The organism is Streptomyces sp. NPDC017056 (assembly GCF_044332485.1).
Classification (GTDB): Bacteria; Actinomycetota; Actinomycetes; order Streptomycetales; family Streptomycetaceae; genus Streptomyces.
This window is the reverse complement of the sequence record NZ_JBIRPD010000007.1, coordinates 167,722-194,068: the sequence shown is the minus strand read 5'-3', so window position 1 is coordinate 194,068 and position 26,347 is coordinate 167,722. Positions and strand designations below refer to the sequence as shown.

General features: G+C 72.1%; 26 protein-coding genes. 15 read left to right on the top strand and 11 right to left on the bottom strand.

The window, feature by feature from the left end; genetic code table 11:
• Nucleotides 1-15: 15 nt before the first annotated feature.
• Entirely contained in the window at nucleotides 16-1,134 is a 1,119-nt protein-coding gene (gene serC, locus ACH4OW_RS15220) for a phosphoserine transaminase (protein WP_398027932.1), read from the top strand.
• Between the two features lie 60 nt (nucleotides 1,135-1,194).
• Here serC and ACH4OW_RS15215 read toward each other — a convergent pair whose 3' ends face one another.
• Nucleotides 1,195-2,022 carry an ABC transporter permease gene (locus tag ACH4OW_RS15215; protein ID WP_398027930.1) on the bottom strand — a complete coding sequence of 276 codons (828 nt, stop codon included), beginning with the start codon at nucleotides 2,020-2,022 and terminating at the stop codon, nucleotides 1,195-1,197.
• Nucleotides 2,019-2,981 (bottom strand): ATP-binding cassette domain-containing protein, encoded by a 963-nt coding sequence (locus ACH4OW_RS15210; RefSeq protein ID WP_398027928.1) that lies wholly within the window; start codon nucleotides 2,979-2,981, stop codon nucleotides 2,019-2,021. The genes ACH4OW_RS15215 and ACH4OW_RS15210 overlap by 4 nt, the downstream gene beginning before the upstream one ends.
• Nucleotides 2,982-3,114: 133 nt before the next feature.
• Between ACH4OW_RS15210 and ACH4OW_RS15205 the strand changes: the two genes are divergently transcribed.
• Entirely contained in the window at nucleotides 3,115-3,882 is a 768-nt protein-coding gene (locus ACH4OW_RS15205) for a TetR/AcrR family transcriptional regulator (protein ID WP_398027926.1), read from the top strand.
• Between the two features lie 16 nt (nucleotides 3,883-3,898).
• Here ACH4OW_RS15205 and ACH4OW_RS15200 read toward each other — a convergent pair whose 3' ends face one another.
• Nucleotides 3,899-4,927: a hypothetical protein gene (locus ACH4OW_RS15200; RefSeq protein WP_398027924.1), complete on the bottom strand. Its 1,029-nt coding sequence runs from the start codon at nucleotides 4,925-4,927 to the stop codon at nucleotides 3,899-3,901.
• A 326-nt stretch (nucleotides 4,928-5,253) separates the two neighbouring features.
• Between ACH4OW_RS15200 and ACH4OW_RS15195 the strand changes: the two genes are divergently transcribed.
• The 5 genes from ACH4OW_RS15195 (at nucleotide 5,254) to ACH4OW_RS15175 (ending at nucleotide 8,890) form a co-directional block, all read left to right on the top strand.
• Nucleotides 5,254-5,790, top strand: coding sequence for a hypothetical protein (locus ACH4OW_RS15195; protein ID WP_398027922.1), 537 nt, complete (start codon nucleotides 5,254-5,256; stop codon nucleotides 5,788-5,790).
• Between the two features lie 136 nt (nucleotides 5,791-5,926).
• Nucleotides 5,927-6,487 (top strand): hypothetical protein, encoded by a 561-nt coding sequence (locus tag ACH4OW_RS15190; protein ID WP_398027920.1) that lies wholly within the window; start codon nucleotides 5,927-5,929, stop codon nucleotides 6,485-6,487.
• Nucleotides 6,471-6,962, top strand: a complete 492-nt coding sequence (locus ACH4OW_RS15185; RefSeq protein ID WP_398027918.1) for a ricin-type beta-trefoil lectin domain protein — start codon at nucleotides 6,471-6,473, stop codon at nucleotides 6,960-6,962. Before ACH4OW_RS15190 ends, ACH4OW_RS15185 begins: the two co-directional genes overlap by 17 nt.
• Before the next feature lie 150 nt (nucleotides 6,963-7,112).
• Nucleotides 7,113-7,802 (top strand): GDSL-type esterase/lipase family protein, encoded by a 690-nt coding sequence (locus tag ACH4OW_RS15180; RefSeq protein ID WP_360125829.1) that lies wholly within the window; start codon nucleotides 7,113-7,115, stop codon nucleotides 7,800-7,802.
• Nucleotides 7,803-7,891: 89 nt separating this feature from the next.
• Nucleotides 7,892-8,890 carry an aldo/keto reductase gene (locus tag ACH4OW_RS15175; RefSeq protein WP_398027916.1) on the top strand — a complete coding sequence of 333 codons (999 nt, stop codon included), beginning with the start codon at nucleotides 7,892-7,894 and terminating at the stop codon, nucleotides 8,888-8,890.
• Nucleotides 8,891-8,995: 105 nt separating this feature from the next.
• Here ACH4OW_RS15175 and thpR read toward each other — a convergent pair whose 3' ends face one another.
• From thpR to ACH4OW_RS15160, 3 genes are read right to left on the bottom strand one after another with little or no spacing between them, the layout of a single operon-like run.
• Nucleotides 8,996-9,604 (bottom strand): RNA 2',3'-cyclic phosphodiesterase, encoded by a 609-nt coding sequence (gene thpR / locus ACH4OW_RS15170; RefSeq protein WP_360125825.1) that lies wholly within the window; start codon nucleotides 9,602-9,604, stop codon nucleotides 8,996-8,998.
• Between the two features lie 40 nt (nucleotides 9,605-9,644).
• Complete coding sequence (locus ACH4OW_RS15165; protein WP_360125823.1) at nucleotides 9,645-11,045, bottom strand: MFS transporter; 1,401 nt, start codon at nucleotides 11,043-11,045, stop codon at nucleotides 9,645-9,647.
• A gap of 30 nt (nucleotides 11,046-11,075) precedes the next feature.
• A complete protein-coding gene (locus ACH4OW_RS15160) occupies nucleotides 11,076-11,513 on the bottom strand; it encodes a MarR family winged helix-turn-helix transcriptional regulator (RefSeq protein ID WP_053696432.1) in 438 nt (145 codons plus the stop codon).
• Between the two features lie 130 nt (nucleotides 11,514-11,643).
• Here ACH4OW_RS15160 and ACH4OW_RS15155 point away from each other — a divergent pair, with 130 nt between their 5' ends.
• On the top strand, nucleotides 11,644-11,832 hold the full coding sequence (locus ACH4OW_RS15155) for a ribbon-helix-helix protein, CopG family (protein ID WP_073759267.1): 189 nt from the start codon (nucleotides 11,644-11,646) through the stop codon (nucleotides 11,830-11,832).
• Between the two features lie 28 nt (nucleotides 11,833-11,860).
• Here the strand turns inward: ACH4OW_RS15155 and ACH4OW_RS15150 are convergent, their stop codons facing one another.
• Nucleotides 11,861-13,330 carry an NCS2 family permease gene (locus ACH4OW_RS15150; RefSeq protein WP_360125820.1) on the bottom strand — a complete coding sequence of 490 codons (1,470 nt, stop codon included), beginning with the start codon at nucleotides 13,328-13,330 and terminating at the stop codon, nucleotides 11,861-11,863.
• A gap of 276 nt (nucleotides 13,331-13,606) precedes the next feature.
• Between ACH4OW_RS15150 and ACH4OW_RS15145 the strand changes: the two genes are divergently transcribed.
• Nucleotides 13,607-13,888, top strand: a complete 282-nt coding sequence (locus ACH4OW_RS15145; RefSeq protein ID WP_398027912.1) for a DUF2530 domain-containing protein — start codon at nucleotides 13,607-13,609, stop codon at nucleotides 13,886-13,888.
• A 130-nt stretch (nucleotides 13,889-14,018) separates the two neighbouring features.
• Nucleotides 14,019-16,460 (top strand): HAD-IC family P-type ATPase, encoded by a 2,442-nt coding sequence (locus ACH4OW_RS15140; protein ID WP_398027910.1) that lies wholly within the window; start codon nucleotides 14,019-14,021, stop codon nucleotides 16,458-16,460.
• Nucleotides 16,461-16,645: 185 nt separating this feature from the next.
• Here the strand turns inward: ACH4OW_RS15140 and ACH4OW_RS15135 are convergent, their stop codons facing one another.
• From ACH4OW_RS15135 to ACH4OW_RS15125, 3 genes are all read right to left on the bottom strand, one after another.
• Nucleotides 16,646-19,909: a sacsin N-terminal ATP-binding-like domain-containing protein gene (locus ACH4OW_RS15135; protein ID WP_398027908.1), complete on the bottom strand. Its 3,264-nt coding sequence runs from the start codon at nucleotides 19,907-19,909 to the stop codon at nucleotides 16,646-16,648.
• Between the two features lie 584 nt (nucleotides 19,910-20,493).
• Nucleotides 20,494-21,411, bottom strand: coding sequence for a DUF3027 domain-containing protein (locus tag ACH4OW_RS15130; protein WP_398027906.1), 918 nt, complete (start codon nucleotides 21,409-21,411; stop codon nucleotides 20,494-20,496).
• 362 nt (nucleotides 21,412-21,773) lie between these two features.
• Nucleotides 21,774-22,037 carry a hypothetical protein gene (locus ACH4OW_RS15125; RefSeq protein ID WP_398028236.1) on the bottom strand — a complete coding sequence of 88 codons (264 nt, stop codon included), beginning with the start codon at nucleotides 22,035-22,037 and terminating at the stop codon, nucleotides 21,774-21,776.
• On the opposite strand from ACH4OW_RS15125, the gene ACH4OW_RS15120 reads away from it, so the two are divergent.
• Genes ACH4OW_RS15120 through ACH4OW_RS15105 form a run of 4 tightly spaced genes read left to right on the top strand, consistent with a single transcriptional unit; the run spans nucleotide 22,036 to nucleotide 25,486 of the window.
• Nucleotides 22,036-23,307, top strand: coding sequence for an MFS transporter (locus tag ACH4OW_RS15120; RefSeq protein ID WP_398028221.1), 1,272 nt, complete (start codon nucleotides 22,036-22,038; stop codon nucleotides 23,305-23,307). The two genes, ACH4OW_RS15125 and ACH4OW_RS15120, sit on opposite strands and share 2 nt — an antisense overlap.
• Nucleotides 23,308-23,333: 26 nt before the next feature.
• On the top strand, nucleotides 23,334-23,846 hold the full coding sequence (locus ACH4OW_RS15115; protein WP_360125810.1) for a hypothetical protein: 513 nt from the start codon (nucleotides 23,334-23,336) through the stop codon (nucleotides 23,844-23,846).
• A gap of 36 nt (nucleotides 23,847-23,882) precedes the next feature.
• Nucleotides 23,883-24,638, top strand: a complete 756-nt coding sequence (locus ACH4OW_RS15110; protein ID WP_398027904.1) for a futalosine hydrolase — start codon at nucleotides 23,883-23,885, stop codon at nucleotides 24,636-24,638.
• Complete coding sequence (locus ACH4OW_RS15105; RefSeq protein ID WP_398027902.1) at nucleotides 24,635-25,486, top strand: 1,4-dihydroxy-6-naphthoate synthase; 852 nt, start codon at nucleotides 24,635-24,637, stop codon at nucleotides 25,484-25,486. The genes ACH4OW_RS15110 and ACH4OW_RS15105 overlap by 4 nt, the downstream gene beginning before the upstream one ends.
• Nucleotides 25,487-25,517: 31 nt before the next feature.
• On the opposite strand, the gene ACH4OW_RS15100 is transcribed toward ACH4OW_RS15105, so the two are convergent.
• Entirely contained in the window at nucleotides 25,518-25,901 is a 384-nt protein-coding gene (locus ACH4OW_RS15100; RefSeq protein ID WP_360125805.1) for a cold-shock protein, read from the bottom strand.
• A gap of 204 nt (nucleotides 25,902-26,105) precedes the next feature.
• Between ACH4OW_RS15100 and ACH4OW_RS15095 the strand changes: the two genes are divergently transcribed.
• The gene (locus ACH4OW_RS15095; protein ID WP_360125803.1) at nucleotides 26,106-26,345 is read left to right on the top strand and encodes a hypothetical protein; all 240 of its coding nucleotides are present in this window, start codon (nucleotides 26,106-26,108) and stop codon (nucleotides 26,343-26,345) included.
• Nucleotides 26,346-26,347: the final 2 nt, after the last annotated feature.

Here is a 26,347-nt window from a genome sequence, read left to right as displayed (position 1 = left end):
GATTACGCTTCGCCCGTGGCTGATATCCAGATTCCCGCTGACATCAAGCCCGCCGACGGTCGCTTCGGCGCGGGCCCCTCCAAGGTGCGTACGGAGGCGCTCGACGCCCTCGCCGCCACCGGAAGTTCTCTGCTCGGTACGTCCCACCGCCAGGCTCCGGTCAAGAACCTGGTCGGCAAGGTCCGCGACGGCGTACGCACGCTCTTCCAGCTGCCCGAGGGCTACGAGGTCGTCCTCGGCAACGGCGGCTCCACCGCCTTCTGGGACATCGCGACCCACGGCCTGATCGAGCACAAGTCCCAGCACCTGACCTTCGGCGAGTTCTCCTCGAAGTTCGCCAAGGCCGCCAAGCTGGCTCCGTGGCTGGCGGAGCCGACGCTCGTCGCCGCCGAACCGGGCAGCCACCCGGACCCGAAGGCCGAGGAGGGCGTGGACGTCTACGCCTTCACCCACAACGAGACCTCCACCGGTGTCGCCGCGCCCATCGAGCGCGTGGCGGGCGCCGACGCCGGCTCCCTGGTGCTGGTCGACGCCACCTCGGGCGCCGGCGGCCTGCCGGTGGACATCGCGCAGACCGACGTCTACTACTTCGCGCCGCAGAAGTCCTTCGCCTCCGACGGCGGCCTGTGGATCGGCGTCTTCTCCCCCGCGGCCCTGGAACGCGCCCGCAGCGTCCACGCCTCGGGGCGGCACATCCCGGAGTTCTTCTCGCTGCCGACCGCGATCGACAACTCGCTGAAGAACCAGACGTACAACACCCCGGCCCTGTCCACCCTCTTCCTGCTCAACGAGCAGCTGGAGTGGATCAACGGCCAGGGCGGCCTGGACTGGGCCGTGAGCCGCACCGCGGCCTCCTCGAAGGCGCTGTACGGCTGGGCCGAGAAGGCCGCGTACGCGACGCCGTTCGTCACCGACCCGGCCAAGCGTTCCCAGGTCATCGGCACCATCGACTTCGACGAGGGGATCGACGCGGCCGCCGTCGCCAAGGCGCTGCGCGCCAACGGCATCGTCGACACCGAGCCGTACCGCAAGCTGGGCCGCAACCAGCTGCGGGTGGCGATGTTCCCGGCGATCGACCCGGCCGACGTGGAGGCGCTGACCGCCTGCGTCGACTATGTGATCGGCAAGCTGTAGCGGCCGCGTTCCCGACGCGACCGGGCCCCGGCGGGCAGTTCCCGCCGGGGCCCGGCGCGGTCAGCGGCTGAGGCGCTGGAAGCGGCGTACCGCCAGCGGCAGGAAGACCGCGGTCAGCACGAGCGGCCAGACCACCGCCATCGGCAGGGCGTGCTCCTCGATCCAGCTGCCGCCGCTCGTGCCCGGCTGCCCGAACAGTTCGCGTACCGCGTTCGCCGTCGAGGAGACCGGGTTCCACATCGCGACCGCGCCCAGCCAGTCCGGCATCATCGACGGCGGCGTGAAGACGCTGGAGACCATGCCGAACGGGAAGGCCACCGCGAACAGCCCGCCCGCCGCCTCCTGGTTGGGCACCAGCAGGCCCAGCAGCACCCCGGCCCAGATCAGGGCGAAGCGCAGCAGCAGGAGCAGGCCGAAGGCGGCCAGGGTGGCGAGCGGGCCGCTGCCGGAGCGCCAGCCGACGACGACGGCGATCAGCGCCAGTACGGCGAGGTCGAGCGCCGCGCTCAGCACGTCCGAGACGCCCCGCCCGCCGACCACCGCCGACCGGGCCATCGGCATCGAGCGGAAGCGGTCGGTCACCCCGCGGTCCTTGTCGACCGCGACCAGCATCGCGGTGTTCATGAAGCCGAAGGCCATCGTCATGGCGAAGATCCCGGGCATGGCGTAGTCGCGGTAGTCGCCCTCCCCGCCGACGTCCATCGCGCTGCCGAAGACGTAGACGAAGAGGAGGACGGAGACGACCGGGAAACCCAGCTGCCAGGCGACGTTGGCGGGCTGCTTGGCGAGGTGGGTGGGGTCGCGGCGGACGATGGTCCGGCAGTCGGCCAGGGCCCAGTACAGGCGCCGCCCCGGGTGGCTGCGGGCCGCGGGGGTGTGCGCGCTCATGCCGCCGCCCCCATCCCGTACGTCAGCCGCAGGAAGACCTCGTCCAGCGTCGGCCGCCGCAGCCCGATGTCGGCCACGCCGACGCCCGCGTCCTGGAGCGCCCGCGCCACCTCGGTCAGCGCCGCCACGCCGTCCGTGACGGGCGCGCCGACCCGGCGTTCCGCCTCGTCCGTGTCCGGCTCGGCGCCGTCCGCCGCCACCCGCGCCACGATCCGCGCGGCGCGCGGCAGCTCGGCGGCCTCGCGCAGCACCACCTGGACGCGGTCGCCGCCGATGCCCTGCTTGAGCCCGTCCGGGGTGTCGTCCGCGATGGTGCGGCCGTGGTCGATGACGGCGATCCGGTCGGCGAGCTGATCGGCCTCGTCGAGGTACTGCGTGGTCAGCAGGACGGTCGTACCGCCCGCGACGAGATCCCGCACGGCCTCCCAGACCTCGTTGCGGCTGCGGGGGTCGAGTCCGGTGGTCGGCTCGTCCAGGAAGAGCACCTCGGGTGCGAGCAGCACGCTCGACGCCAGGTCCAGGCGCCGCCGCATACCGCCGCTGTACGCGCTGACCTGCTTGTCCGCCGCGTCGGCCAGCCCGAAGCGGTCCAGCAGCTCCTGGGCGCGGGCCCGCGACCGGCGCCTGTCCAGGTGGAACAGCCGGCCGAACATCTCCAGGTTCTGGCGGCCGGTCAGGATCTCGTCGACGGCGGCGTACTGGCCGGCGAGGCCGATCCGCGCGCGGACGGCGTGCGGATCGCGCACCACGTCGTGCCCGGCGACCGCCGCCCGCCCGCCGTCCAGCCGCAGCAGCGTCGCCAGAATCCGTACGGCGGTGGTCTTGCCCGCGCCGTTGGGGCCCAGCAGGCCCTGGACGGTGCCGCGCCGTACGGCGAGGTCGAAGCCGTCGAGCGCGCGTTTGTCCCCGTACCGCTTGGTCAGCCCCTCCGCGAGCACCGCCAGGTCGGTTGTGTTCATGTGCTGCCCCGTCCTCCCCGTTCTCCGCGCACCCCGAAATCGGGTACGCCGTACCCAGTAACGCGGTCCACCGTACCCGATGACCGCGTACGGCGTACCCAGTTTTCGCGCCGCGGCATAGACTGACGGCACCATGACGACAGAACACAGTGGCAGCGGCGACGCGGCACGCAGCATGGAGCTGCTCTGGGGCACCGGCGAACGCCCCACCCGCGGCCCCAAGCCCGGCCTGACCCTCGACCGGATCGTCACCGCCGCGGTGGCGGCCGCCGACGCCGAGGGGATCGGCGCGGTGTCGATGCGCCGGGTCGCCACCGAGCTGGGCGTCGGCACGATGTCGCTCTACCGCTACGTCCCGGGCAAGGGCGAGCTGCTGGACCTGATGCTCGACAAGATCGCCGCGTTCGGCGCCGACGACATCCCCGGGCCCGAGGCCGGCTGGCGGGCCGTCCTGGAGTACGTCGCGCGCCGCGCCTGGCAGCTCCACCACCGGCACCCCTGGCTGCTCCAGGTCGACCAGACGCGCCCGCTCCCGGGGCCCAACTCGGTGCACCTGCTGGAGAACACCGTCCGCGGACTGTCCGGCGCCGCCCTGCCCGACCCGGAGAAGATCCGGCTGCTGACGATCGTGGAGGGCTATGTCGCGGGCGCGGCACGCACCCGGCTGAACTCCGCCATGGCCGAGAAGCGCACCGGCATCACCGACGAGGAGTGGTGGAAGATCCAGGGCCCCTTCCTGGTCCAGGCGATGGAGAGCGGCCGCTACCCGTACCTCGCCCAGCTCTCCGAGGACACGTTCGCGTTCGACGACGACTGCGACGAAGGCGACGCGCTGTTCGAACTGGGCCTGGGCCGTCTGCTCGACGGCTTCGCGGCCCACATCGAGGCGCACGGCGCCTGAGGCGGCCGCCGGGGCGTCACCGGCGGCGGAAGACCCGTCGCAGCAGCAACACCAGCACCGTGGCCGCCCCGAACGTCGCCGCCGCCAGCAGGACGTTGCGGTTCTTTCCTGCGTCGTCCCCCTGCCCGTTCCCGCTCGCTCCCGCGCCGTCGCCCTTGCCCTCGCCGCCGCCCTTCCCGTCGTCCCCCTTCGCCGCCGACTCCGGCAACTGGTCGCCGCTCAGGCCCACCGGCTGCACCTGGCTGCCCTTGCCCTCGGACCCGAACAGCAGCGTCCGCCCGTCGGGAGTGAAGCAGACCGACTCCCCCTGCATCTGGAACGGCACGCCCACACTCCCGGCCGGCTTGGGCCGGCCCCCCTCCCACCGGTACATCTGCGCGCCGAAGTACCCGCGCAGCACCAGCCGCGTACCGTCCGGCGAGAACGCCCCGTCGGTCACCCACTGGTCGATGGCGGCGACCCGGCGGAAGACGTTCGGGCCGCGCGCCGCCAGCCGCTCGGGCCCTGCGTACAGGGCGGCGCCACCGCTCTTCTTCTTGCTGGCGATGTACACGCGCCCGGTCTTGGGGTGCACCATCAGCGCCTCCGCGTCCCGCGGCCCCTCGTCGTACGTGACGGTGAACTGGGTCGCGGTGACGGCCTGGTCGCGCAGCCGCTGCGGCTCGGGGAAGCGGTAGATCCACACGTTCTTCCAGCTGCCGCCGTAGTTGTCGCCGATGTCGCCGACGTAGACGTTGCCGTCCGGGCCGACCGAGATCGCCTCCACGTCGCGCGGGTCGCCGATGCCGCGCAGGGTGACCGTCGCGACGGTGCGGCCGGTGCGCCCGTCGACGGCGTAGACGTACGGGCCGTCGTCGCTGTCGTTGTGGGTCCAGTACACGCCGGGGTGCGCCCGGCTGGCCGCCAGGCCGCTGGACTCGGTGATCCGCGCGTCCCCGATCGTGAACCCGTCGGCGTCCGGGCCGTCGCCGGCCGCCACCGCCGGCCCGGCCGCCGCGAACAGCAGAATCCCCGCGGCACCGGCCGCGCACAGTAGCGAACGCATGGGGCCAGCTTGCCACTTCGGCGCGGCGGGCCCCCGGAGTACGGCTCTCCGCGCACCTCGCGGCGTATGAAAGTCGTACCACGGATCGGATTTCACGATTTTTGTTCGGGCACACCGCCAGGTCGGACCGAACGGGTGCGTAAACTTTCGAAATAATTAATTCGGCGCACCGTCGAATAACCCAGGAAATGCCTGGGCATGCACGTTCTTGGAGGAGAGCGGATATCCCTCCCGTGCGAGGTGCGGCAGCATTCCGACGCGACACCCTGCACGCAATATTACACCCGTGAATTATTTGCGCTGACTTTATCGATGGAGACAAAAGAATGAAGCACGCATGGAAGGCCACGCTGGCCTTTACGGCCGTCACGGCCGTGTTCTTCGGCACCGCGGCGACGACGGCGCACGCCGACGACGACCCGCCGCCCTCGGCGCCGGCGGCCAAGTGGGAGATCAAGTCCGACAACGGCAGGTGCCTCGACGCGACGCCCTCCCCCAAGGAAGGCGTCGCCGTCGTCACCTGGAACCCGTGCCACGAGTCCTCCGCCCAGCTGTGGGGCCGCGGACAGGGCGGCGCCGTGGGCCACGAGCAGTACTACCTCTACGACGTCCCCTCTCTGTGCGTCACCCGCACCAGCGGAAGCGCCGGTTCGGGCGTGTACACCCTGCAGAAGTGCGACGAGGACACCGAGGAGAACCGGAAGGGCGCCCAGGACTTCCGGCACCTCCCCCAGGGCGACGCCAACGTCGGGCAGATCCGCAACCGGCGGCACGGTGAATATTTGAAGGACAACGGCCACAACGTCCCCATTTCCGGCGTGGCCAGCTCCGGAAACCGGTGGGACTTCAAGAAGATCGTCTAGCCCGCGATATTTGTTCACCTTGTTGCGCCTCGCTCGCTGCCCGGTTAGTGCGCACCCCGGGCAGCGGGCCCGCCACCCTTTTCTTTTCCTCATTCCAATCTCCTGGAGCGACGATGAATTGTACGGAGCCGGCCATATGCGCGGCACTTGGAGAACTGTCAGCGGAGTAGCGGGAGGGCTGCTCAGCGCCGTACTCACGGGCCTGCCGACCGCCACCGCGGCCGGGCAGGACCCGCCTCCCTCGCCCATGTACGCGATCAGAGCCGCCGAGACGGGTCGCTGCCTGGACGTGTCACCCGACGAACAGGCAGAGCGGGTGGTCGTCACCCGGCGCTGTCACCGGGAGGGCACCCAGCTGTGGATGCGCGCCCCCGGCGGCATCCGCGGTCACGACATCATCGTCTCGGCGGTGTGGCCGAAGCTGTGCGTCACCCGCTCCGGCGGAGAGGTGGGAGCGTCCGAATTCACCCTGCGGCCCTGTGGTGAGGACACACCGCCCGTCCGGCGCGGCGCGCAGGACTTCAAGCACCTCCCCGGCAGCCACGAGACCAACCCGCACCAGCTCAGGTCCCGCCAGCACGGCGAGTACCTGCTGGACGACGGCGGGGCCGGACCGGTCGTCGGGATGGCGAACCGCGGCAGCACCTGGGGCTTCGACCGCGTACGAGGAGGTGGTCCGCATGCCACGCGGGCGTGAGGTGGCGGTCGCCGCCCTCGCCGTGGCGGCACTGCTGTGCGTCGGGCACCCCGCGGCCTCGGCCGGCGGGGGCACGCCGTACCAGCGGCCGGACCGGTACGAGATCCGCAGCAGCTACGGGAACTGCCTCGACGCGACACGCTCCCCCCAGGTGGGCACCGTCGTGATGACGTGGCGGCCTTGCCACCAGACCCCGGCCCAGTCCTGGCAGGTGCTCCGGGTCAAGGGCGGGTTCCAGCGGATCGTGCACGACGAGACCGACCTGTGCCTGGGCCGGGAGGAAGAGGGCTATGTCACCCTCCAGACCTGCGCCGGCGACCCGGCGGAGCGGCCCCAGCGGTGGGTGTTCACCTCCGCCGACGAGATCCTCGCCATCCCGGAAGGGGGGTGCCTGGAAGACAAGGGAAGCGGGGAATCGGTGCGCATGAACGACGAGACCAAATGCAGCACCACCTGGAAGCGCGAGCGCTTCTGAGCAGCCCTCGGGCCCTCCACCGAGGGCCCGAGCCCGTCGCGCGAAGCGGGCCCCGCACTGCCGCTCCCGCCGCCACGCTCCCTATGATCTCCGCATGACCGCACCGACAGCGCCCGCCGGCGCCCCCGGTCCGCACCGCCGGGAGTCCGTATGCGCGTGATGTTCGTCGGCGATTCGATGACGATCGGCAGCGCGGGTGACTTCACCTGGCGCTACCGCATGTGGCAGCACCTGAACCGGACCTTCGGCGGCCCGTACCGCATCGTCGGACCGCGCACCGAGCTGTACGACGTGTCCGCCGACGCCGCGGTCTCCCACGCCTACGCCGCTCCCGACTTCCCCGAGCGGGCGCGGCACCACCTCGCCGGGTGGGGCGAGGGCTGGTGCCACATGGCCCCGCTGATCGGCGGTGCCGTGCGGGCGGGCAAGGCCGACACCCTGCTGGTCTCGCTCGGCCTGATAGACCTCGGTTTCTACACGGACGCGGCGCAGACCGCCGAGAACGTCCGCGCGTTCGTCGCCGGGGCGCGGGCGGCCAACGCGCACATACGTGCCGTGCTGCTGCCCGTCATCCCGAACACCCGCGCCCTGTCCGACGCGCCCTTCGCCGCCGAGTGCGAACGCTTCAACGAGCTGCTGGCCAAGGCGGTCGCGGATCTTTCGACCCCGGCGTCGCCGCTGCTGCTGGCCTCCCCTCCGGCCGGCTACGACCTGGACCGGGACACGTACGACGGGACGCATCCCTCCCCCTCGGGCGAGCACCTGCTCGCGGCGGCGTTCGCAGACGCCATGCACCAGGCGTGGGACGTGGGCGCGCCGTACGAGCCGTCGGCCGGCTGACGGAGCCGGGCCACGCGTTCCGCAGGAGGGCGGCCGGACACGCCGTACCGCTTGATTCGAGCGCACTCCAAGGCGTTGGCTAAGGCGCCATGGAGTACACGCAGCTCGGACGCACCGGACTCAAGGTCAGCCGACTGGTCCTCGGCACCATGAATTTCGGCCCCCAGACGGACGAGGCCGACAGCCACGCCATCATGGACGCCGCGCTCGCCGCGGGCGTCAATTTCTTCGACACCGCCAACGTCTACGGCTGGGGCGAGAACAAGGGCCGCACGGAGGAGATCGTCGGCTCCTGGTTCGCCCAGGGCGGCGGCCGCCGCGACAAGACCGTGCTCGCCACCAAGGTGTACGGCAACATGGGCGGCGACACCGGGCGGGCCTGGCCCAACCACGAGCGCCTCTCCGCGCTGAACATCCGGCGGGCGGTGGACGCCAGCCTCAAGCGGCTGAACACCGACTACATCGACCTGTACCAGTTCCACCACGTGGACCGGCACACGCCGTGGGACGAGATCTGGCAGGCCATCGACGTCCTGGTGCAGCAGGGCAAGATTCTTTACGTCGGGTCCTCCAACCACGCCGGCTGGCACATCGCCCAGGCCAACGAAGCCGCCGCGCGGCGTTCCTCGTACGGCCTGGTCAGCGAGCAGTGCCTGTACAACCTCGCCGAGCGGCGGGCCGAGATGGAGGTGATCCCGGCCGCGGAGTCCTACGGGCTCGGCGTCATCCCGTGGTCGCCGCTGCATGGCGGGCTGCTCGGCGGCGCCATCCGCAAGGAGCGCGAGGGCGGCGCGTCCCGCACGAACAGCGGCCGCTCGGCCGACGCGCTGGCCAACTCCTCGGTCCGGGCGCAGATCCAGTCGTACGAGGACCTGCTCGACAAGCACGGGCTGCAGCCCGGCGAGGTCGCGCTGGCCTGGCTGCTCACCCGGCCCGGCGTGACGGGGCCGATCGTCGGGCCGCGCACCACCGCGCAGCTCGAATCCGCGCTGCGCGCCGTCGAGCTGGAGCTGCCGGCCGGGCTGCTGGAGGCGCTCGACGAGATCTTCCCCGGCCCTGGCCCCACGCCGGAGGCGTTCGCCTGGTGAGGTGAGTTCCCGCGGTGTCGTAGGGGCCGTCCGGCGTCTCAGCGCAGGGCGGCCGCCACGATCACGACGACGAGGAGCACGGCGAACAGGCCGGACATGATCCGGTTACGGGTTTTGGGGTCCACCCTTCGAGCGTAACCGGACCGCCCGGCGACCCAGCGGCCAGGCCGCCACCGTCTCGTACCGGGGCTGTTCGCCCGCCACCCCCGCCACCGGCAGCCGGCTGCGGACGAGCGCCAGCTCCCGCACGGTCCACCCGGTCCCCGCGAAGTCCGCCAGGGCCGCCACGAACGGGGCGGGGTCCAGGGCGTCCGCGCGGTTGCGGGCGACGGTCAGGTGCGGGGTGTAGGCGCGGTGCCCGGACAGCTCCACCCCGGCCCGGCGGGCCGCCGCCGCTGCCGAGTCCGCCAGCTTGCGCATGCCGGGCAGGCCGCCCTCCGCCCCGGCCCACACCACCCGGTCGGCGAAGTGCCCGCCGCCCTTGAGGCGCAGCGGGAACGGCTCGTGCCGCCGCGCGGCCCGCGCGAGCCGTTCCCGCAGGTCCGGGAGGAGCGCGTCGGGCACCTCGCCGTAGAAGGCGAGCGTGAAGTGCCAGCCGGCGCGCGCGGTCCAGCGCAGCCGGTCCGCTTCCGGCAGGGCCCGCAACCGGCGCACCCGGGCGTCGAGTTCGTCGACGGCGTCCGCGGGCGGCAGTACCGCGGCGAAGAGTCTCATGCGGCCAGTGTCGCGCACCGCACGGGCGCCGGGGCGTGCCTCAGGCCGCCGCCGCCAGCCGCTCCGGCTCCCCCTCCCGCTCGCGGGGCACGAACCGTACGTGCTGATGGCCGCGCCGCAGGTCGATCCGGACCCGCAGGCCGCCGGCGCGGGTCAGCATCAGGCCGACGCCGGCCGCCGCCAGGGCGGAGACCACGCCGCCCGCGAGGAAGCCGAGCCGGGCGCCGTACGCGTCGGTGACCCAGCCGACCAGGGGCGCGCCCAGCGGCGTACCGCCCATGAAGACCATCATGAACAGGCTCATCACCCGCCCGCGCATCAGCGGGTCGGTCGCCAGCTGCACGCTGGAGTTGGCCGTGACGTTGATCGTCAGGCCGACGACGCCGATGGCGACCAGCAGCGTTCCGAAGATCCAGACGGCCGGGGAGAGCGCCGCGGTCATCTCCAGGACGCCGAAGACCAGCGCCGCGCCCACCAGCAGCCGCAGCCTCGAGGTGCTGCGCCGGGCCGCGAGCAGGGCGCCCGCCAGCGAACCGGCCGCCATCAGCCCGTTGAACCAGGCGTACATGCCGGCGCCGCCGTGGAAGACCTTGTCGGCGAAGGCGGTCAGCCAGATCGGGAAGTTGAAGCCGAAGGTGCCGATGAAGCCGATCAGGACGATCGGCCAGATCAGCTCGGGGTGGCCCGCGACGTAGCGCACGCCTTCCCTGAGCTGGCCCTTGCCGCGCGGCGCGCGGTCGACCTTGTGCAGCTCGCCGGTGCGCATCAGCAGCAGTCCGGTGAGCGGCGCGAGGAAGGACAGGCCGTTCAGGAGGAAGGCCCAGCCGCTGCCGAGGGAGGTGATCAGCGCGCCGGCCACGGCGGGGCCGATCAGCCGGGCCGACTGGAAGTTGGCCGAGTTCAGGCTGACGGCGTTGCGCAGGTCGTCCGGGCCGACCATCTCGACGACGAACGCCTGCCGTGCCGGGTTGTCGACGACGGTGATCAGGCCGAGTACGAAGGCCATCAGGTAGACGTGCCAGACGGCGACGTTCCCGCTGAGGGTCAGTACGGCCAGCGCCAGGCCGGTCAGGCCCATCGACGCCTGGGTGAACAGCAGCAGCTTGCGCTTGGAGACCCGGTCGGCGATGACGCCCCCGTACAGCCCGAAGAGCAGCATGGGCAGGAACTGGAGGGCGGTGGTGATGCCGACCGCGGCGGAGGAGCCGGTGATGCTGACGACCAGCCAGTCCTGGGCGATGCGCTGCATCCAGGTGCCGGTGTTGGAGACGACCTGACCGGTGGCGAACAGGCGGTAGTTGCGGACTCGCAGCGAACGGAACATGCCCCCGCGCGGCTCGGCGGCGGTGCCCTTGGAGCCTGTGGGGGGCGCGGTCGCGGTGGCGGTGGTGTCGTTGGGTATCGGTGCGGGGGCGGAGTCTGCTCCGGATCCCGTACTCAAAGTGGGTTCGCCTCCTCGGTTTCTTCGGTTCTACAGCTGGGCGAGCTTCTCCAGTACGGGTGCGGCGGTCCGCAGTGCGGCCCACTCGTCCTCGTCCAGCCCGGAGGCCAGCTCGGCCAGCCACGCGTTGCGCTTGCGGCGGCTCTCTTCGAGCATCGCCTCGGCCTGTTCGGTCTGGGTGACGACCTTCTGCCGGCGGTCGTCGGGGTGTGCTTCGAGCCGGACCAGGCCCTTGGCCTCCAGCATCGCCACGATGCGGGTCATCGACGGCGGCTGGACGTGCTCCTTGCGGGCCAGCTCGCCGGGGGTGGCGTGGCCGCACCTGGCGAGGGTGCCGAGCACCGACATCTCGGTCGGGCTGAGCGACTCGTCGACTCGCTGGTGTTTGAGTCGGCGGGACAGACGCATCACGGCGGACCGCAGTGCGTTCACGGCGGCAGCATCGTCGCCCAGGGACAGTTCCGGCATGTTCGTTAGCATAACTCATTACCCTTTCTAATGAAAGCCGGTGGACACACGTCCGCCTACCTCACCCTTCCGGGTGAGGACGCAGTGGAAAGTGACGCACCTGACCAGGCAACGAGAGGACCGTGTCGGCATGGGATCGGGAGTGCTCAGCCTGCGCATGGACGGGGAACTGCTGGAGCGCCTCCGGCAGCACGCCGCAAAACGCGGAATGAGCGTCCAGGACTATGTGACCCGGACGCTCATCCGCGAGGACTTCGACGAACGTTTCAAGATGTCGGTCGACCGGACGGAACGGTTCTACGCGGCACCGCCGCTGTAATGACCGCCGCCGCCCGGCAGCCCGCGCGCTACCTGACGCCCAGCGCCTGCTCGATCGGGTTGAGCAGGAAGTAGACCAGGAAGCACAGGCCCACGGCGTTCAGCAGCCAGGGGATCTCCTTGAAGCGGCCGGTCGCCGACCGCAGCAGGATGAAGGCCAGCACGCCCATGCCGATGCCGTTGGTGATGCTGTACGTGAACGGCATCGAGACGATCGTCAGGAACGCCGGGATCGCGATCGTGAAGTCGCTCCAGTCGATGTCCCGGACGTTCGCCGACATGATCAGGAAGCCGACGACCAGCAGCGCGGGCGTCGCGGCCTGCGACGGGACGACCGTCGCCAGCGGCGTGAAGACCAGCGCCAGCAGGAAGAGCCCGCCGGTCACGACGTTCGCCAGCCCCGTACGGGCCCCCTCGCCGACGCCCGCCGTGGACTCCACGAAGCAGGTGTTGGCGGAGGCCGAGCCGACGCCGCCGGCCGCGACCGCGATGCCGTCCACCATCAGGATGCGGCCCATGCCCGGCAGGTTGCCGTCCTTGTCGGTCAGCCCGGCCTCCTCGCCGACGCCGATGATGGTGCCCATCGCGTCGAAGAAGCCCGAGAGCAGCACGGTGAAGACGAAGAGGCAGCCGGTCAGCAGGCCGACCTCCTTGAACCCGCCGAACAGGCTGATCTGGCCCACCAGGCCGAAGTCCGGCGCGCCGACGATGCTGTCCGGCACGTTCGGCACGGCCAGGCCCCAGCTCGCGTCCGGGATCTGCGCGACGGAGTTGATCACGATCGCGACGACCGCCATCACGACCATGCCGATCAGGATCGCGCCCTTGGTCTTGCGCACGGTCAGCAGGAACATCAGCGCCAGGCCGACCACGAAGACCAGCACCGGCCAGCCCTGGAGCTGGCCGCCCTGGCCCAGCGCGAGCGGGACGGTGGTGTGCGCGGCGTCCGGGTTGCGGCTGACGAAGCCCGCGTCGACCAGGCCGACCAGCGAGATGAACAGGCCGATGCCGATCGCGATGGCGCGCCGCAGCCCGTTCGGGATGGCGTCCATGACGCGCTGCCGCAGGCCGGAGGCGACCAGGATCATCAGCACCAGGCCGGCGAGCACGACCATGCCCATCGCGTCCGGCCAGCTCATCTTGGGGGCGAGCTGGAGGGAGACGACGGCGTTGATGCCCAGTCCGGCGGCGACGGCGATCGGCACGTTGCCGATGACGCCCATCAGGAGCGTGGACAGGCCCGCCATCAGGGCGGTGGCGGTGACCAGCTGGCCGTTGTCCAGGTGGTGCCCGAACTTGTCCTGGCCGGCCCCGAGGATGATCGGGTTCAGCACGACGATGTACGCCATGGCGAAGAAGGTTGCGAGGCCGCCGCGCAGCTCCCGGGAGACCGTCGACCCCCGCTCGGAGATCTTGAAGAACCGGTCGAAACCGTTCTTGGGCTGCTGCGGGCCTGGACTCTCGACGGCGTCGACCGGCGTGGTGGCCGAGGGGGACATGCGCGGACCTCAGTCGTACGGGCCTGGGGGAGGCGTGGGGGCCCCGAAAGCGGGCCCAGAACACGAACAAACCGGATCAGATTGGAGGATTCAACGAATCAAACCAATCAGATCCGGATAGGTTCAGTATGAATAAACAAGTCGATGATCGCTATCTCCGCGCGTAGACCCCTGTGCGGAACGGGCCCACGGCCTTCCGCGGCCTGCCCGGAAGCGCCCGACGCGCACCGCCCTGCCGGGATCGGCACTGTCAGCGGCTGCCCGTAAGCTGGCCCCATGTGGAAGAAGTCCGAACTGCGCGAGGCCCCGGAGCCTCTTGAGGGCCCCGTCGTCGGCACGATCACCGGCGGCACCATCATCTGGTTCGTGCTCTTCCTGGCCCAGCTCCCCTTCTACGGCTGGTTCGCCGACCACGACCGCACCTGGTGGGTGTGGACCTGCCTGGCCGGCGGCAGCCTCGGCATCCTCGGCATCTGGTACGTGCGCAAGCGCGACGCCGCCATCAAGCGCGCGGCCGCCGCCCCGGAGGCCGGCCGGGCCCCCACGGACGCGTCCTGACGACAAATCCACCCGATCGAGGACGCATCGCACCTCTCCTCGGTTGACACAGGCCCCTCCAACAACTCCCGCCACCTTCCTGTCCGCATCCAGCGGGTGAATCGTCCACTCCGCCCGTACCGTCGAAGGCATGACTCAGCGGGCGAAGACCGAAGTCGGGGGACCCGAGCCGGACGACGGGGCCGCGAACGAATCCGCCGCCGGAGCCGCGCCGGGGACCGCCACCGGGCCGGCCCACCGCGGGCTGACCGCCGCCGAGGTCGCCGAGCGGGTGACCAGAGGCGAAGTGAACGACGTCCCCGTACGGTCCTCGCGCTCCACCGCCGACATCGTCCGCTCGAACGTCTTCACCCGCTTCAACGCCATCATCGGCGTCCTCTTCGTGATCATCCTGATCGTCGGGCCCATCCAGGACGGCCTGTTCGGCTTCGTCATCGTCGCCAACACCGGCATCGGCATCATCCAGGAGCTGCGCGCCAAGAAGACCCTGGACAGCCTCGCCGTCATAGGCGAGTCCAAGCCGACCGTGCGCCGCGACGGGCAGGCCGCCGAGATCCCCACCTCCGAGGTGGTGCTCGGCGACGTCATCGAACTCGGACCCGGCGACAAGGTCATCGTCGACGGCGAGGTCCTGGAGAGCGACGGCCTGGAAATCGACGAGTCGCTGCTCACCGGCGAGGCCGACCCGGTGGTCAAACAGCCCGGCGAGAAAATGATGTCCGGCAGCTTCGTGGTCGCCGGCGGCGGCGCGTTCACCGCCACCAAGGTCGGCCGCGAGGCGTACGCCGCCCAGCTCGCCGAAGAGGCGTCCCGCTTCACCCTCGTCCACTCCGAGCTGCGCACCGGCATCAGCCAGATCCTCAAGTACGTGACCTGGATGATGGTGCCGACCGCCGTCGGCCTCATCCTCAGCCACCTGTTCACCCTGAACATGCCCGGCGACGAGGCGGTACGCCGGATGGTCGCCGGCATCGTCCCGATGATCCCCGAGGGCCTGGTCCTGCTCACCTCCGTCGCCTTCGCGATCGGTGTGATCCGCCTCGGCCGCAAGAAATGCCTGGTCCAAGAGCTGCCCGCGATCGAGGGCCTGGCCCGCGTGGACGTGGTCTGCCTCGACAAGACCGGCACCCTCACCGAGGGCGGCATGGACGTCAGCGACCTGCGGCCGCTCGGCGGTACGGACGAGGGCCACCTCAAGCAGGTCCTCGGCGCCCTCGGCGCGTCCGACCCCCGCCCCAACGCCTCCCTCCAGGCGATCATTGACGCCTACCCCGCCGACGACCACTGGCGGTCCACCGACGCGCTCCCCTTCTCCTCCGCCCGCAAATACAGCGGCGCGGCCCTCGAAGACCCCGACGGCGAGCACACCACCTGGCTGCTCGGCGCCCCCGACGTCCTCCTGCCCTCCGGCGACGACGCCCTCTCCGAAGTCGACGACCTCAACGCCCAGGGCCTGCGCGTCCTCCTCCTGGCCCGCGCCGAACAAGACCTGCACGACCCCTCCGTCGCCGACCACGTACGCCCCGCCGCCCTCATCGTCCTCGAACAACGGCTACGGCCCGACGCGATGGACACCCTGCGGTACTTCGAAGAACAGGGCGTCCAGGCGAAAGTCATCTCCGGCGACAACGCGGTGTCGGTCGGCGCGGTGGCCGGCAAGCTCGGCATGCCCGGCGCCGAATCCCCCGTGGACGCGCGCAAGCTCCCCGCCGACCAGGACGACATGGGCAAGGTCCTGGAAGAGGGCGCGGTCTTCGGCCGCGTCACACCGCAGCAGAAACGGGACATGGTCGGAGCGCTCCAGAAGCGCGGCCGCATCGTCGCCATGACCGGCGACGGCGTCAACGACGTCCTCGCCCTCAAGGACGCGGACATCGGCGTCTCCATGGGCGCCGGCAGCGAGGCCACCAAGGCCGTCGCCCAGATCGTGCTGCTCGACAACAGCTTCGCGACACTGCCGTCCGTCGTCGCCGAGGGCCGCCGGGTGATCGGCAACATCACCCGCGTAGCCACCCTCTTCCTCACGAAGACCGTCTACTCGGTCCTGCTGGCCATCCTCGTCGCCTGCTGCCAGATCCCCTACCCCTACCTGCCGCGGCACCTCACCCTGCTGTCCACCCTCACCATCGGCGTCCCCGCCTTCTTCCTGGCCCTCGCCCCCAACAAGGAACGGGCCAAACCGCACTTCGTACGGCGGGTGATGCGCTACGCGGTCCCCTCCGGCCTGATCGTCGGCCTCGCCGCCTTCGCCACGTACCTCCTGGCCCGCAGCCACTACACCGGCCCGGACGCCCTCCCCGCCGAGACCAGCGCCGCCACGCTGACCCTCTTCCTCAGCGCCATGTGGGTCCTTGCGATCATCGCCCGCCCGTACACGTGGTGGCGCGTCGGCCTGGTCCTGGCCATGGGCCTCGGCTTCCTGATCGTCCTCGTCGTCCCCTGGCTCCAGAACTTCTTCGACCTGAAACTCGTCGGCACGACGATGCCGTGGGCCGCGGTCGGCATAGCGGTGGCGGCAGCGACGCTCCTGGAGATCGCTTGGCGGGTGACGGGGCGGCGCTTCCCGGCGTAGCCGGAAAGCGCCGCCCGGCGCCTAGGGCGTGTCTTTCGGGTCATCCCGGGCCCGCGCCGCCTGGCACGGCACCTCGCGGCGTTGTCGCATCACCCACGGACACCCAGTCCGAGGGCAATGCTCCGCCTTGCGATGCACCGCACCAGACGACGCGGGCTGAGCCGGGCTGATCCAAAAGACACGCCCTAGTCGAACCAGCGGGCCTCCGCCAGTTCCTCCGCTCGGTCCAGGTCCTCCAGGAGGGCCGCTGTTTCGAAGCGGCGGGGCCACTGGCCCGCGGCCCAGGCGAGGCCCGCGGCGACGCCCTCCAGCGTCGCCGCGTGCAGGGTCCCCTGGGTCCAGCGCCAGTCCAGCTCGGTGCCGTCCTCGACGGTCAGTTCCTCGTGTTCGACGTACGCGGCGGGCGTGCCAGGGCCGAGCAGCGTACGCACCGGCTCCGGGACCTCGTGCCGGCTGCCCTCCGAGGCCACCGGCGCCGCGAAGACCTCGCTCAGCCGCCGTACCTGGAACAGCTCCGCCAGCTCCGCCGCGCGCGCGGGAGTCACCGGCAGCAGCGGCAGCCCGGCCGCCAGCGGCATCAGGTCCGGCGCGTCCGCGACCACCGCCTCGGCCGCGTCCACCACCCTGACCTCGCCGTCGACGACGGCCCGCAGCTCGTCGGGAAGCGTCACCTGCTCGGGGTCCAGGTCGGCCAGCACCCCGTACAGCGCGTGCAGCTGCGCGGAGTCCACCTCCCGCGCCGGGTCCGCGAGACGGCCCAGCAGTTCGGCGGCGCCGCCCGGCTCCTCCAGGAGCGCGGCCACGGAGGTCCGTACGCCGAGCGCCCGCAGCACCTGGGCGTCCACCCCGCCCGCGTCCGCCGACTCGTACAGCCCCGCCAGCAGCGGATCGCCGCCCGCGGCACGCAGCCCGGCCGGCCGGCGGCCGTCCAGCACCGGATGCCCGCGCAGCCACCACGCCGTGTACGGCCGCACCAGCTCGGTCGTACCGTCCGGCAGCAGCACCCGCACAGGCGCGGTCAGCGCGTCCCGCAGCGGCGGCCGCGACAGCATCGCCAGCGCCTGCGGCCACGCGTCGTCGTCCACCAGGTCCAGGTCCCGCACGGCCACGATCTCCGTCGCGACCGGCGGCACCGGCGTCTCCGGCAACCCGTCGAGGACGTCCTCGCACCACACGTCCACCGCGTCCAGCACGCCGGCATCGTCCGGCTCGGTGAAGTCGCCGTCCCGCGGCTCCAGCTCGTCCGGGTCCAGCACCACGTCGGGAGCGCGTACGAGAGCGAACCCCGCCAGCACGCCCACGGCGGTCAGCGGCTGCTCCCCCCAGCGCTCCGCGAACCCGGCGTCGACCGTCGCGAGTTCACCCTCACGCATGACCCGCTCGAAATCACTCCCCGGCAGCACCAGCTCACCCGCCGGCGCCGGCTCCCCGTCCTCGTCCGGCAGCGCGAGCGCACCCAGCCACGGCTCGTCACCGGGCGCCAGACGCGCGTCGCGCACCAGCCCCAGCACGGTCTCCGCCAGCTCCTCACCACCGAGCCCGCCCGGCCCGCCGTCGAACCCGAACGCGTAGTCGTCCTCCTCCGCGTCCAGGGAACCCGCGACCGCCGCCCGCACCTGGGGCGTCGTCAGCACGGCACGCGGAGTCGCCGCAGTGGCGCCCAGCTTCTCCAGCAGCGGATGCACCGCGTCGGGGTGCGCCACCTTCAACCCCAGCCGGGCCAGCGTCCCGTGCCGCTCCGCGTCACCACCGCCGTCACCGTCCGGCAACGGCAGCAGCACCTGCCGCGGCCCGATCGTCGTACGCGCCACCCGCCCGTCCTCACCCGCGGGCCCGGCCAGCGGCACCGGCAGCCCGCTCAGCCGCTCCGGATCCGTACCGGCCAACGAGTCGTACAGCCGCCACCACCACGCGGGCGACCGGTCCACACCCGCCAACCGGTCGACCACCTCGCCCAGCGGCACCCGCGCCACCCCCAGCGCACGCAGCTCGGACCGCCGCTCCAACCCCGCAGGCAGCAGGCTCGGGAACAGCTCCGCCAAGACCCGGACCGTATCCGCCCCGGCCCCCTCCACCAGCTCCGCGTCCACCGGCCGCAGGACGAACGCGTCCTCCTCGCCCCTGGCACCGCCCCAGCCGCCCCCCTCACCGGGAGCCAGCTCGTCCGGCCCCGACGAACCCGGCACCGCCTCAAGCGACAGCTCCGCACCCGTCGCAGGCGCCGCCGCGCTCGGCAGGAAACGCACCCGCGGCAGCAGCTCCAACACCAGCCGCCGCAGCTCGTTGTCCAGCTCCCCCTTGCCCAACGGCCCCGGTACGAGATCGATCGTCCCCGCCGACACCGGCTGCCAGCCGGCCAGCAACGTCGCGTACGCCTCGGCCGCACACCGCACCAGATGATCCGTGAGCGGCCCCGGAGCGACCCGCCGCCGCGTCGGCTCCAGCGGGAACGAAGCGATCAGCAGCGCCGGCAGGCCCTGCGGCTCGTCAGTGGGCGTCGGCGCGTGCACGACCGGCGCGGTCACCGGACGCACCGGCGCGCCCTCCTCGTCCACCGGCACCGCCCACGTCACCGCCCAGAACGGCCGCAGCCGCTCCTCCACCGGACGGTCGGCCAGCAGCGCCGCGTCCAGCGCGCCGCTCTCGCTCGCCACCCGCCAGCGCGAGGGCCCGCGCTCGCTGTCCTCGATGACGACGTACGCGCCCTCCTGACGCCGCCTCAGCTCCCGCACGCCCTCCGGACACTCGATCACGACCTCCGCCAGGCCCGGCAGCGTCAACAGCAGCGCCGCGTCGACACCCGCCAGCAGCCGCACCGTCAGCTCGTGCGCCGCACCGTCACGCAGCGGCAGCACGACGGAAGTGTCGTACCCCTGCGGCGCGGAGCCCTCGGCGGGCAGCGGCAGCCGCAGCAGCGGCACGTGGCCGTCACGCCGGCGCAGCTCACCACCCAGCCCCGGGCTGTGCGCCGCGACCTTGCCCGCCATCTCGCGAGCCTCCGCCAACGACCAGCGGACGCCGCCGGTACGGCCGATCAGCGCAGGCTCGTCACTGACCGCGAGCACCGCCGAAAACCCCACACCGAAGCGGCCGACGGACACCGCGGCCTCGGTCTCGCGCTTCGCCGAAGCGCGCAACGTGGCCAGCGACTCGACGCCGGTGGCGTCGATGGGCAGACCGGTGTTCGAAGCGACCAGCACGGCGGGATCGTCACCGCGCGCCGGGTGCAACGTCAGCCGCAGCCGCCCGGGCACGCCGGCGCGGCCGGCCGCGTCCGAAGCGTTCTGCGCCAGCTCCACGACGAGCCGGTCCCGGTACCCGCCGAGCGCGAGGTCCTCCTCGGCGTTCGCATCCTCCCGGAACCGGGCCGGCGAGGCCGCCCAGGCATCGAGCACCCCCCGCCGCAGCCGAGCCGTCCCGAACGGATCTGCCTCTGCCGCTTCGCTCACGTTCTGCTCCCGTTCTCCGATGCCGAACTCCACTTTTTACCCGGTGGGGGTGCGCGTCCTGCGCCTAGGGTCCGGTGGGTGGGGGTCCGGGGCCCCGCAGGGGTCTCTCCTCACCGCAGTCGCGGAAGCCATGTCTGGAACGCTGAACCTGGTGTAGCGACGTGTCGGCTGCGGGGAGCCCCCTGCGTGTCCCCGGCCCCGGGCCCGGATAGCGGCAAACGCGCCGTCGTGGCCGAGGCCCCCCGAAGGGGGCAGTTCTTTGTCTCTCCCCCCGGGGGGCGAGGAGGCCGCCTCCTGGTTGCTGCGCTGCTGGTGTCTTTTCCCTCCCCCACCCCCACTCGCGCGGGGCTGCGGAACCGGCCGGAGGGGACGTGCAGGGGGGTGTCCCCGCAGCCGACAGCTCGCAACGCCAGGTTCAGCGTTCAAGACATGGTTCGCGCGAGTGCGGTGAGGAGTCACCCCCCTGCGCGGCCCCGACCCCACCACAACCAGCGCACCCCCGCGCGAAGCGCGCACCGCAACCCCGCGCGAAGCGCAAAGCCCGCGCGCAGCGCGACGCGTACAAACCGCGCGCGCAGCGCGCATCAGCTATGGCCGAACTCCTCCGCCGGCCCCGCCTCCTCCACGGACCCCCCCGTCCGATCAGGACGCAGCGGCAACGGGTCGACAACGGTCTCGTCGATAACGGGAGCCGCCGGCCGTGGCGGCTTCGGCATGATGGCGGCCTCGGAGTGGCCCCCGCAGCCGTAACCGAGGGACACCACGTGGCCATCCGCGGGGCCGAACTCGTTCGCGCAGATGCCGAACGCCTGGCGCAGGGAGCCGTCCAGCGGGACGAGGAAGCCGCAGGAGACGCAGTTGGCGGGGGCGGCCTGGGCCATGGCGGTCTTGGGGCCGTACGCCTCGTCCCAGCGGTCCGCCGCGGCGTGCAGGCCGTAGCGGGAGAGGACGCGGGCGCGTCGCATGCCCAGTTCCTCGGCGACCGAGGCGATGCTGCCGCGGGTGGTCGTGTCGGGCTGGTCGGCGGGCGAGCCGGGGACGACGTCGGCGTCCTCCGCGTCGGCGAGCTCGGCGACGCCGGTCGGTACCCGGGCTTCGCCCGGCCCGCCGGCGGCCTCCTCGGTCGCGTCCGAGTAGCCCGGTTCCAGCCGGAGGTCTTCGGCCTCCGTCGGCAGCAGGTCTCCGGGGCCCATGTCGCCGGGGCGCAGCCGTTCGCTCCAGGGCACCCACTCGGGGGCGAGCAGCGCGTCGGGGCCGGGGAGCAGGACGGACTCGTCGAGGGTGACGTGTTTGGCGCGGGAGGCGCGGGCGACGGTCACGGCCCAGCGCCAGCCCCGGTACCCGGGCTCTTTGCATTCGAACAGGTGGGTGACGACGCGGTCCCCGTCGGCGACGGCGTCGACGTGCTCGCCGACCGTCCCGGGCAGCGCGGCCTCCTCGGCCGCCGCGCGGGCAAGGTCGACCGCCTCGGCGCACAGGCGGTCAGGGGTACGGCTTCGCATCGCAGCACTCACAAGAATCGATTCTCTCTTCCACGCCGTCTCACGAGTGCGCCAGCCGGAGCTGTCCTGTCCTGTCCGGACGACCGGCGTGCCGGGGCGGGCGGAGCGGACCTGGGGACCGCGTCGACGTCCGCGCCCGATCATCTCGGTCGAGCGCACCTATTACGAACCATTCTGAATGATCGCGGCAAGGTGCGCGGCCAAGAACGACCGCCGGTGGCGCGCTACACACGCTACCCCTTCAACGGTGTACGACCCCTCGGCGGGAGCGGCAAATGTCACGGGCAGCGGCCGCGGGCCGTGGCGCCCGGCGCGGGAAGCCGCGGAAAGAGCCATGTCCCGGGCGAGTTGGGGCAGTATTTTCACGTGGCTGCCGGACGGGCGTCGAGAAAGCCGAGGCTGCCGCGGATGTCGCGGGCGTCGCGGATCTCCAGGGCGGGGTCCGCTGGGGCGGCCCGGGGTCCGCGGATCGCCAAGGCTTCGCGTATCTCCACCGGCCCGCGTGTCTCCAAGGGAACGCGGGTCTCGACGGCGTCCACGAAACCGGGCGGGGGCCGGGCGGGGCGCGCGTGCCGGGCGGCCGGCCGGGCGTTGCGGCGCCCGTTCGCGGCGGCCGGGCGTGGCATACGGCGCGCCACGCACGCGCACGGTGCGGGCGAGTCGGGTCTCGGCAAGCTGATCGAGTTGCACGCGGTGAATTCGGCCGGCGACATGATGATCACGGTGGCGCTGGCGTCGACCGTGTTCTTTTCCGTGCCGACGGACCAGGCGCGCGGTCGGGTGGCGCTGTACCTGGCCGTGACGATGGCGCCGTTCGCGCTGCTGGCGCCGGTGATCGGCCCGCTGCTGGACCGGGTGCCGCACGGCCGCAGGGCGGCGATGGCGGGGTCGATGCTGGCTCGTGCGCTGCTCGCGCTGACCATGTCGGGCGCGGTCGCGGGCGGCGGCCTGGAGCTGTATCCGGCGGCACTGGGCGTATTGGTGTCTTCGAAGGCGTACGGGGTGGTGCGGAGCGCCGTCGTGCCGCGCCTGCTGCCGCCCCGGATCTCTTTGGTGAAGGCGAATTCGCGGGTGACGCTGGCGGGGCTGCTGGCGACGGGGGCGGCGGCCCCGGTGGGCGGGGCGCTGCATCTGATCGGTCCTGAGTGGCCGCTGTACGGGGCGTTCACGGTGTTCGTGGCGGGTACGTTCCTGTCGTTCTCGCTGCCGCACAAGGTGGACTCGGCGAAGGGCGAGGGGCGGGCGCTGCTGGCGTCGGAGGAGGCCGGTGAGCGGCCCGCGGGGCGCCGCCCCGGGCTGCGGACGGTGGGGCCTTCCGTGCTGCACGGCCTCCAGGCCAATGCCGCGCTGCGGTCGCTGTCCGGGCTGCTGACGTTCTTCCTGGCGTTCCTGTTGCGGGAGCATCCGCTGGGCGGGCTGGGGCCGCAGGTGTCGCTGGGACTGGTGGCGGTCGCGGCCGGGGCGGGCAACGCGCTGGGGACGGCGGTCGGCGCGTGGCTGCGGTCCAGAGCGCCCGAGCTGATCATCGCGGTGGTGCTGGGGCTGGCCCTGGCGGTCACGGTCACCGCCGCGGTCTTCTACGCGGTGCTGGCGCTCGTGGTGGTGACGGCCGCCGCGGCGACGGCGGGGCTGTGCCAGGCGCTGGCGAAGCTGTCGCTGGACGCGGTGATCCAGCGCGATGTGCCGGAGCTGGTCCGTACGTCCGCCTTCGCCCGTTCCGAGACGGCGTTGCAACTGTCCTGGGTGGTCGGCGGCGCCGTCGGCATAGCGCTGCCGCTCAACGGGACGGTGGGGATGGCGGTGGCCGCGACCCTGGTGACGACGGGCGTGCTGCTGGCCGTACGCGGCCTGCTGGGCGCCGCGCGGCACGGCGCGCCCCACCCTCGTGTGGCGTGACGGGGGCCGACCGATAGCCTGCCCGCATGACCGCGTTCTCTTCTTGGGGCACAGGCCGCCGCGCCGCTGCCGCCCTCGGTGCCGTGTCCCTGGGGCTCGTCACCCTCTCCGCCTGTGAGAAGCCGACTCCGCTGGCCACGGTGACCGTGGGCAAGGACACCGTGACCGCCGAGGCCGCCTGCTATGACGGCGGCAAGGTGCTCGGTGACCTGGCCGCCAGCGACAAGAAGGCGCAGGCCGAGTTCACGAAGTGCCTGACGACCGAGCCCGAGAAGACGATCACCGTGCACCCCGGTGACAAGCTGCGGCTCGGCGTCGAGCCTGACGTGGCCGAGGACGGCTGGCTGGCGCTGTCCAACAGCAGCCCGGTCACCAACATCAGCAAGCAGACGTACCAGGTCATCCCCAACGCCGACCAGCTCTTCGTCAACCAGCAGACCCGCAGCCTGGCCGATTCCACCGTGGTGTCCGTCGTGGCCTCCAAGGGCGGCAAGTACACGGGCGTGTGGAACGTCAAGCTCAAGCGCGCGGAAAGCTGAGTCCGCTGACGTACGCGTGCGGCCGGTGGTGGTGAGGTGCCCGTGACCCGTGTCCTGGTCGTCACCGCTGTCGCGGCCGAGCGCGACGCGGTCGTCGCGGGCCTGCCCGGCGGTGCCGCCGAGGTCGTCGCGCTGCCGGCGGGCGGCTGCGCGCTGCACCGCGTGCGGGCCGACGAGCGGTCCGGGGTGGTCGTGGACGTGCTCGCCGCCGGTGTCGGCCCGGCCGCCGCTGCCGCCGGCGCGGCCACCGCGCTGACGGCCGCCGGGTGCGGCGGAACGCGCTACGACCTCGTGATCTCCGCCGGCATCGGCGGCGGTTTCGCGCCCGGCGCCCCGGTGGGCACCGCCGTCGTCGCGGACGAGATCGTCGCCGCCGACCTGGGCGCCGAGACGCCGGACGGTTTCGTTCCGGTGACCGAGCTGGGCTTCGGGACCGTCGTGCACACCCCGCCGCCGGTCCTCGTGCGGGCCCTGGCCGAGGCCGCGGGTGCCGCGTGCGGCGCGGTGCTCACCGCCTCGACCGTGACCGGCAGCGCGGAGCACGCCGCGCGGCTCGCCGCCCGTTACCCGCGCGCCCTCGTGGAGGCGATGGAGGGCTTCGGGGTTGCCGAGGCCGCCGCCGCGCAGGGCCTGCCGGTGCTCGAAATCCGTACGGTCTCCAACCCCGTCGGCCCTCGGGACCGCGCCGCGTGGCGCATCGGGGACGCGCTCGGCGCGCTCTCCGCCGCCTGCGCCGCCCTCCCCCGCGTCCTGACGGCGGCCGGGACCCCGACCTCCTGGAGGACGCCATGAGCGACGCGCTCAAGATCGCCTATTCGCCGTGCCCGAACGACACCTTCGTCTTCCACGCGTGGGCGCACGGCAAGGTCCCCGGCGCGCCCGCGCTGGACGTCACCTTCGCCGACATCGACGTCACCAACGGCATGGCCGAGCGCGGCGAGTTCGACGTCCTGAAGGTGTCGTACGCGGTGCTGCCGTGGGTCCTGGAGGAGTACGCGCTGCTGCCGTGCGGCGGCGCCCTCGGGCGCGGCTGCGGGCCTCTGGTGCTGACCAGGGAGCCGGGCGAGGCCAAGGACCTGGCCGGCAAGACGGTGGCGGTGCCCAGCGAGCGGTCGACCGCGTACCTGCTGTTCCGGCTGTGGGCGGCCGACCAGGTGCCCGGCGGCGTCGGCGAGGTGAAGGTGCTGCCGTTCGACGAGATCATGCCGGCGGTGCGGGACGGCCTGGTGGACGCCGGGCTGGTCATCCACGAGGCGCGCTTCACGTACCAGAACTACGGGCTGCACCGCCTCGCCGACATGGGCGAGCACTGGGAGGCCACCACCGGGCTGCCGATCCCGCTGGGCGCGATCATCGCCAAGCGGTCGCTGGGCGCCGAGCGGCTGCGCGAGCTGGCCGCGGCGGCCCGCGAGTCCGTGCGGATGGCCTGGGACGACACCGAGGCGTCGCGTGCGTACGTGCTGGAGCACGCGCAGGAGATGGACCCGGCCGTCGCCGACCAGCACATCGGGCTGTACGTGAACGAGTTCACCGCCGACCTCGGCGAGAACGGCTACGCGGCGGTCCGCGGCCTGCTCACACGCGCCGCGGCCGAGGGGCTCGTACCGCCCCTCGGCCGCGATGCGCTGAACTTCGGCTGACCGGACCGCGCCGGGACCGGCTCGGCGTCCGTCAGACGTCGAGCTGGTCGGCGACCGCGCGCAGCATGCCCGCGATCTTCCCGCCGTGTGCCTTGTCGGGGTAGCGGCCGCGCTCCAGCTGCTGGGTGACGTTCTCCAGGAGCGTGGTGAGGTCCTGCACGATCGACGCCAGCTCGTCCGGCTTGCGGCGCTGGGCCGCCGCCACCGACGGCGCGGGGTCGAGGATCGTCACCGAAAGCGCCTGGTCGCCGCGCTGGCCGGCCACCACGCCGAATTCGACGCGCTGGCCCGGCTTGAGTGCGTCCACGCCGTCGGGCAGCACCGACGAGTGCACGAAGACGTCACCGCCGTCGTCGCGGGAGAGAAAGCCGAAGCCCTTCTCGCTGTTGAACCACTTGACCTTGCCGGTAGGCACGTCTGTCCTCGTCCTCGTACTCGTCGGAAAACTGCTGGGTCTGGTTACGGTGTTTCCTGCGGAACAGCTCTGGATAACAGCTCTGGATAGCAGTGCAGCGGGCCACCGGACCCGCCACCCCCCAAGGCTAATGGTCCGATGCCCGGTGACAAGACGTCGCCGGGTGGTTCCCCCGCGCTTCTGGCCCGGACTTACCCTGGTCACGTGTCTGACAAAACTTCCCAGGCCGGGGATCTGCTGGTCCGGATCGGCGCGATTGTTTTCCTGATTGGCGCGGTGGCCACACTCGCCACCGTGGCCCCACTGTTCATCGGGGCCGATCCGCTGCCGTCCGTTTTCTACTGGGTCTGCATGCTCATGGGTGCGGGCTTCCTCATCGCCGGAGCCGGAGTGCTGCGTTCCGTCGCGGCACAGCGGCGGCAGGCGAGGTCCTCCGCGGCGTAGCG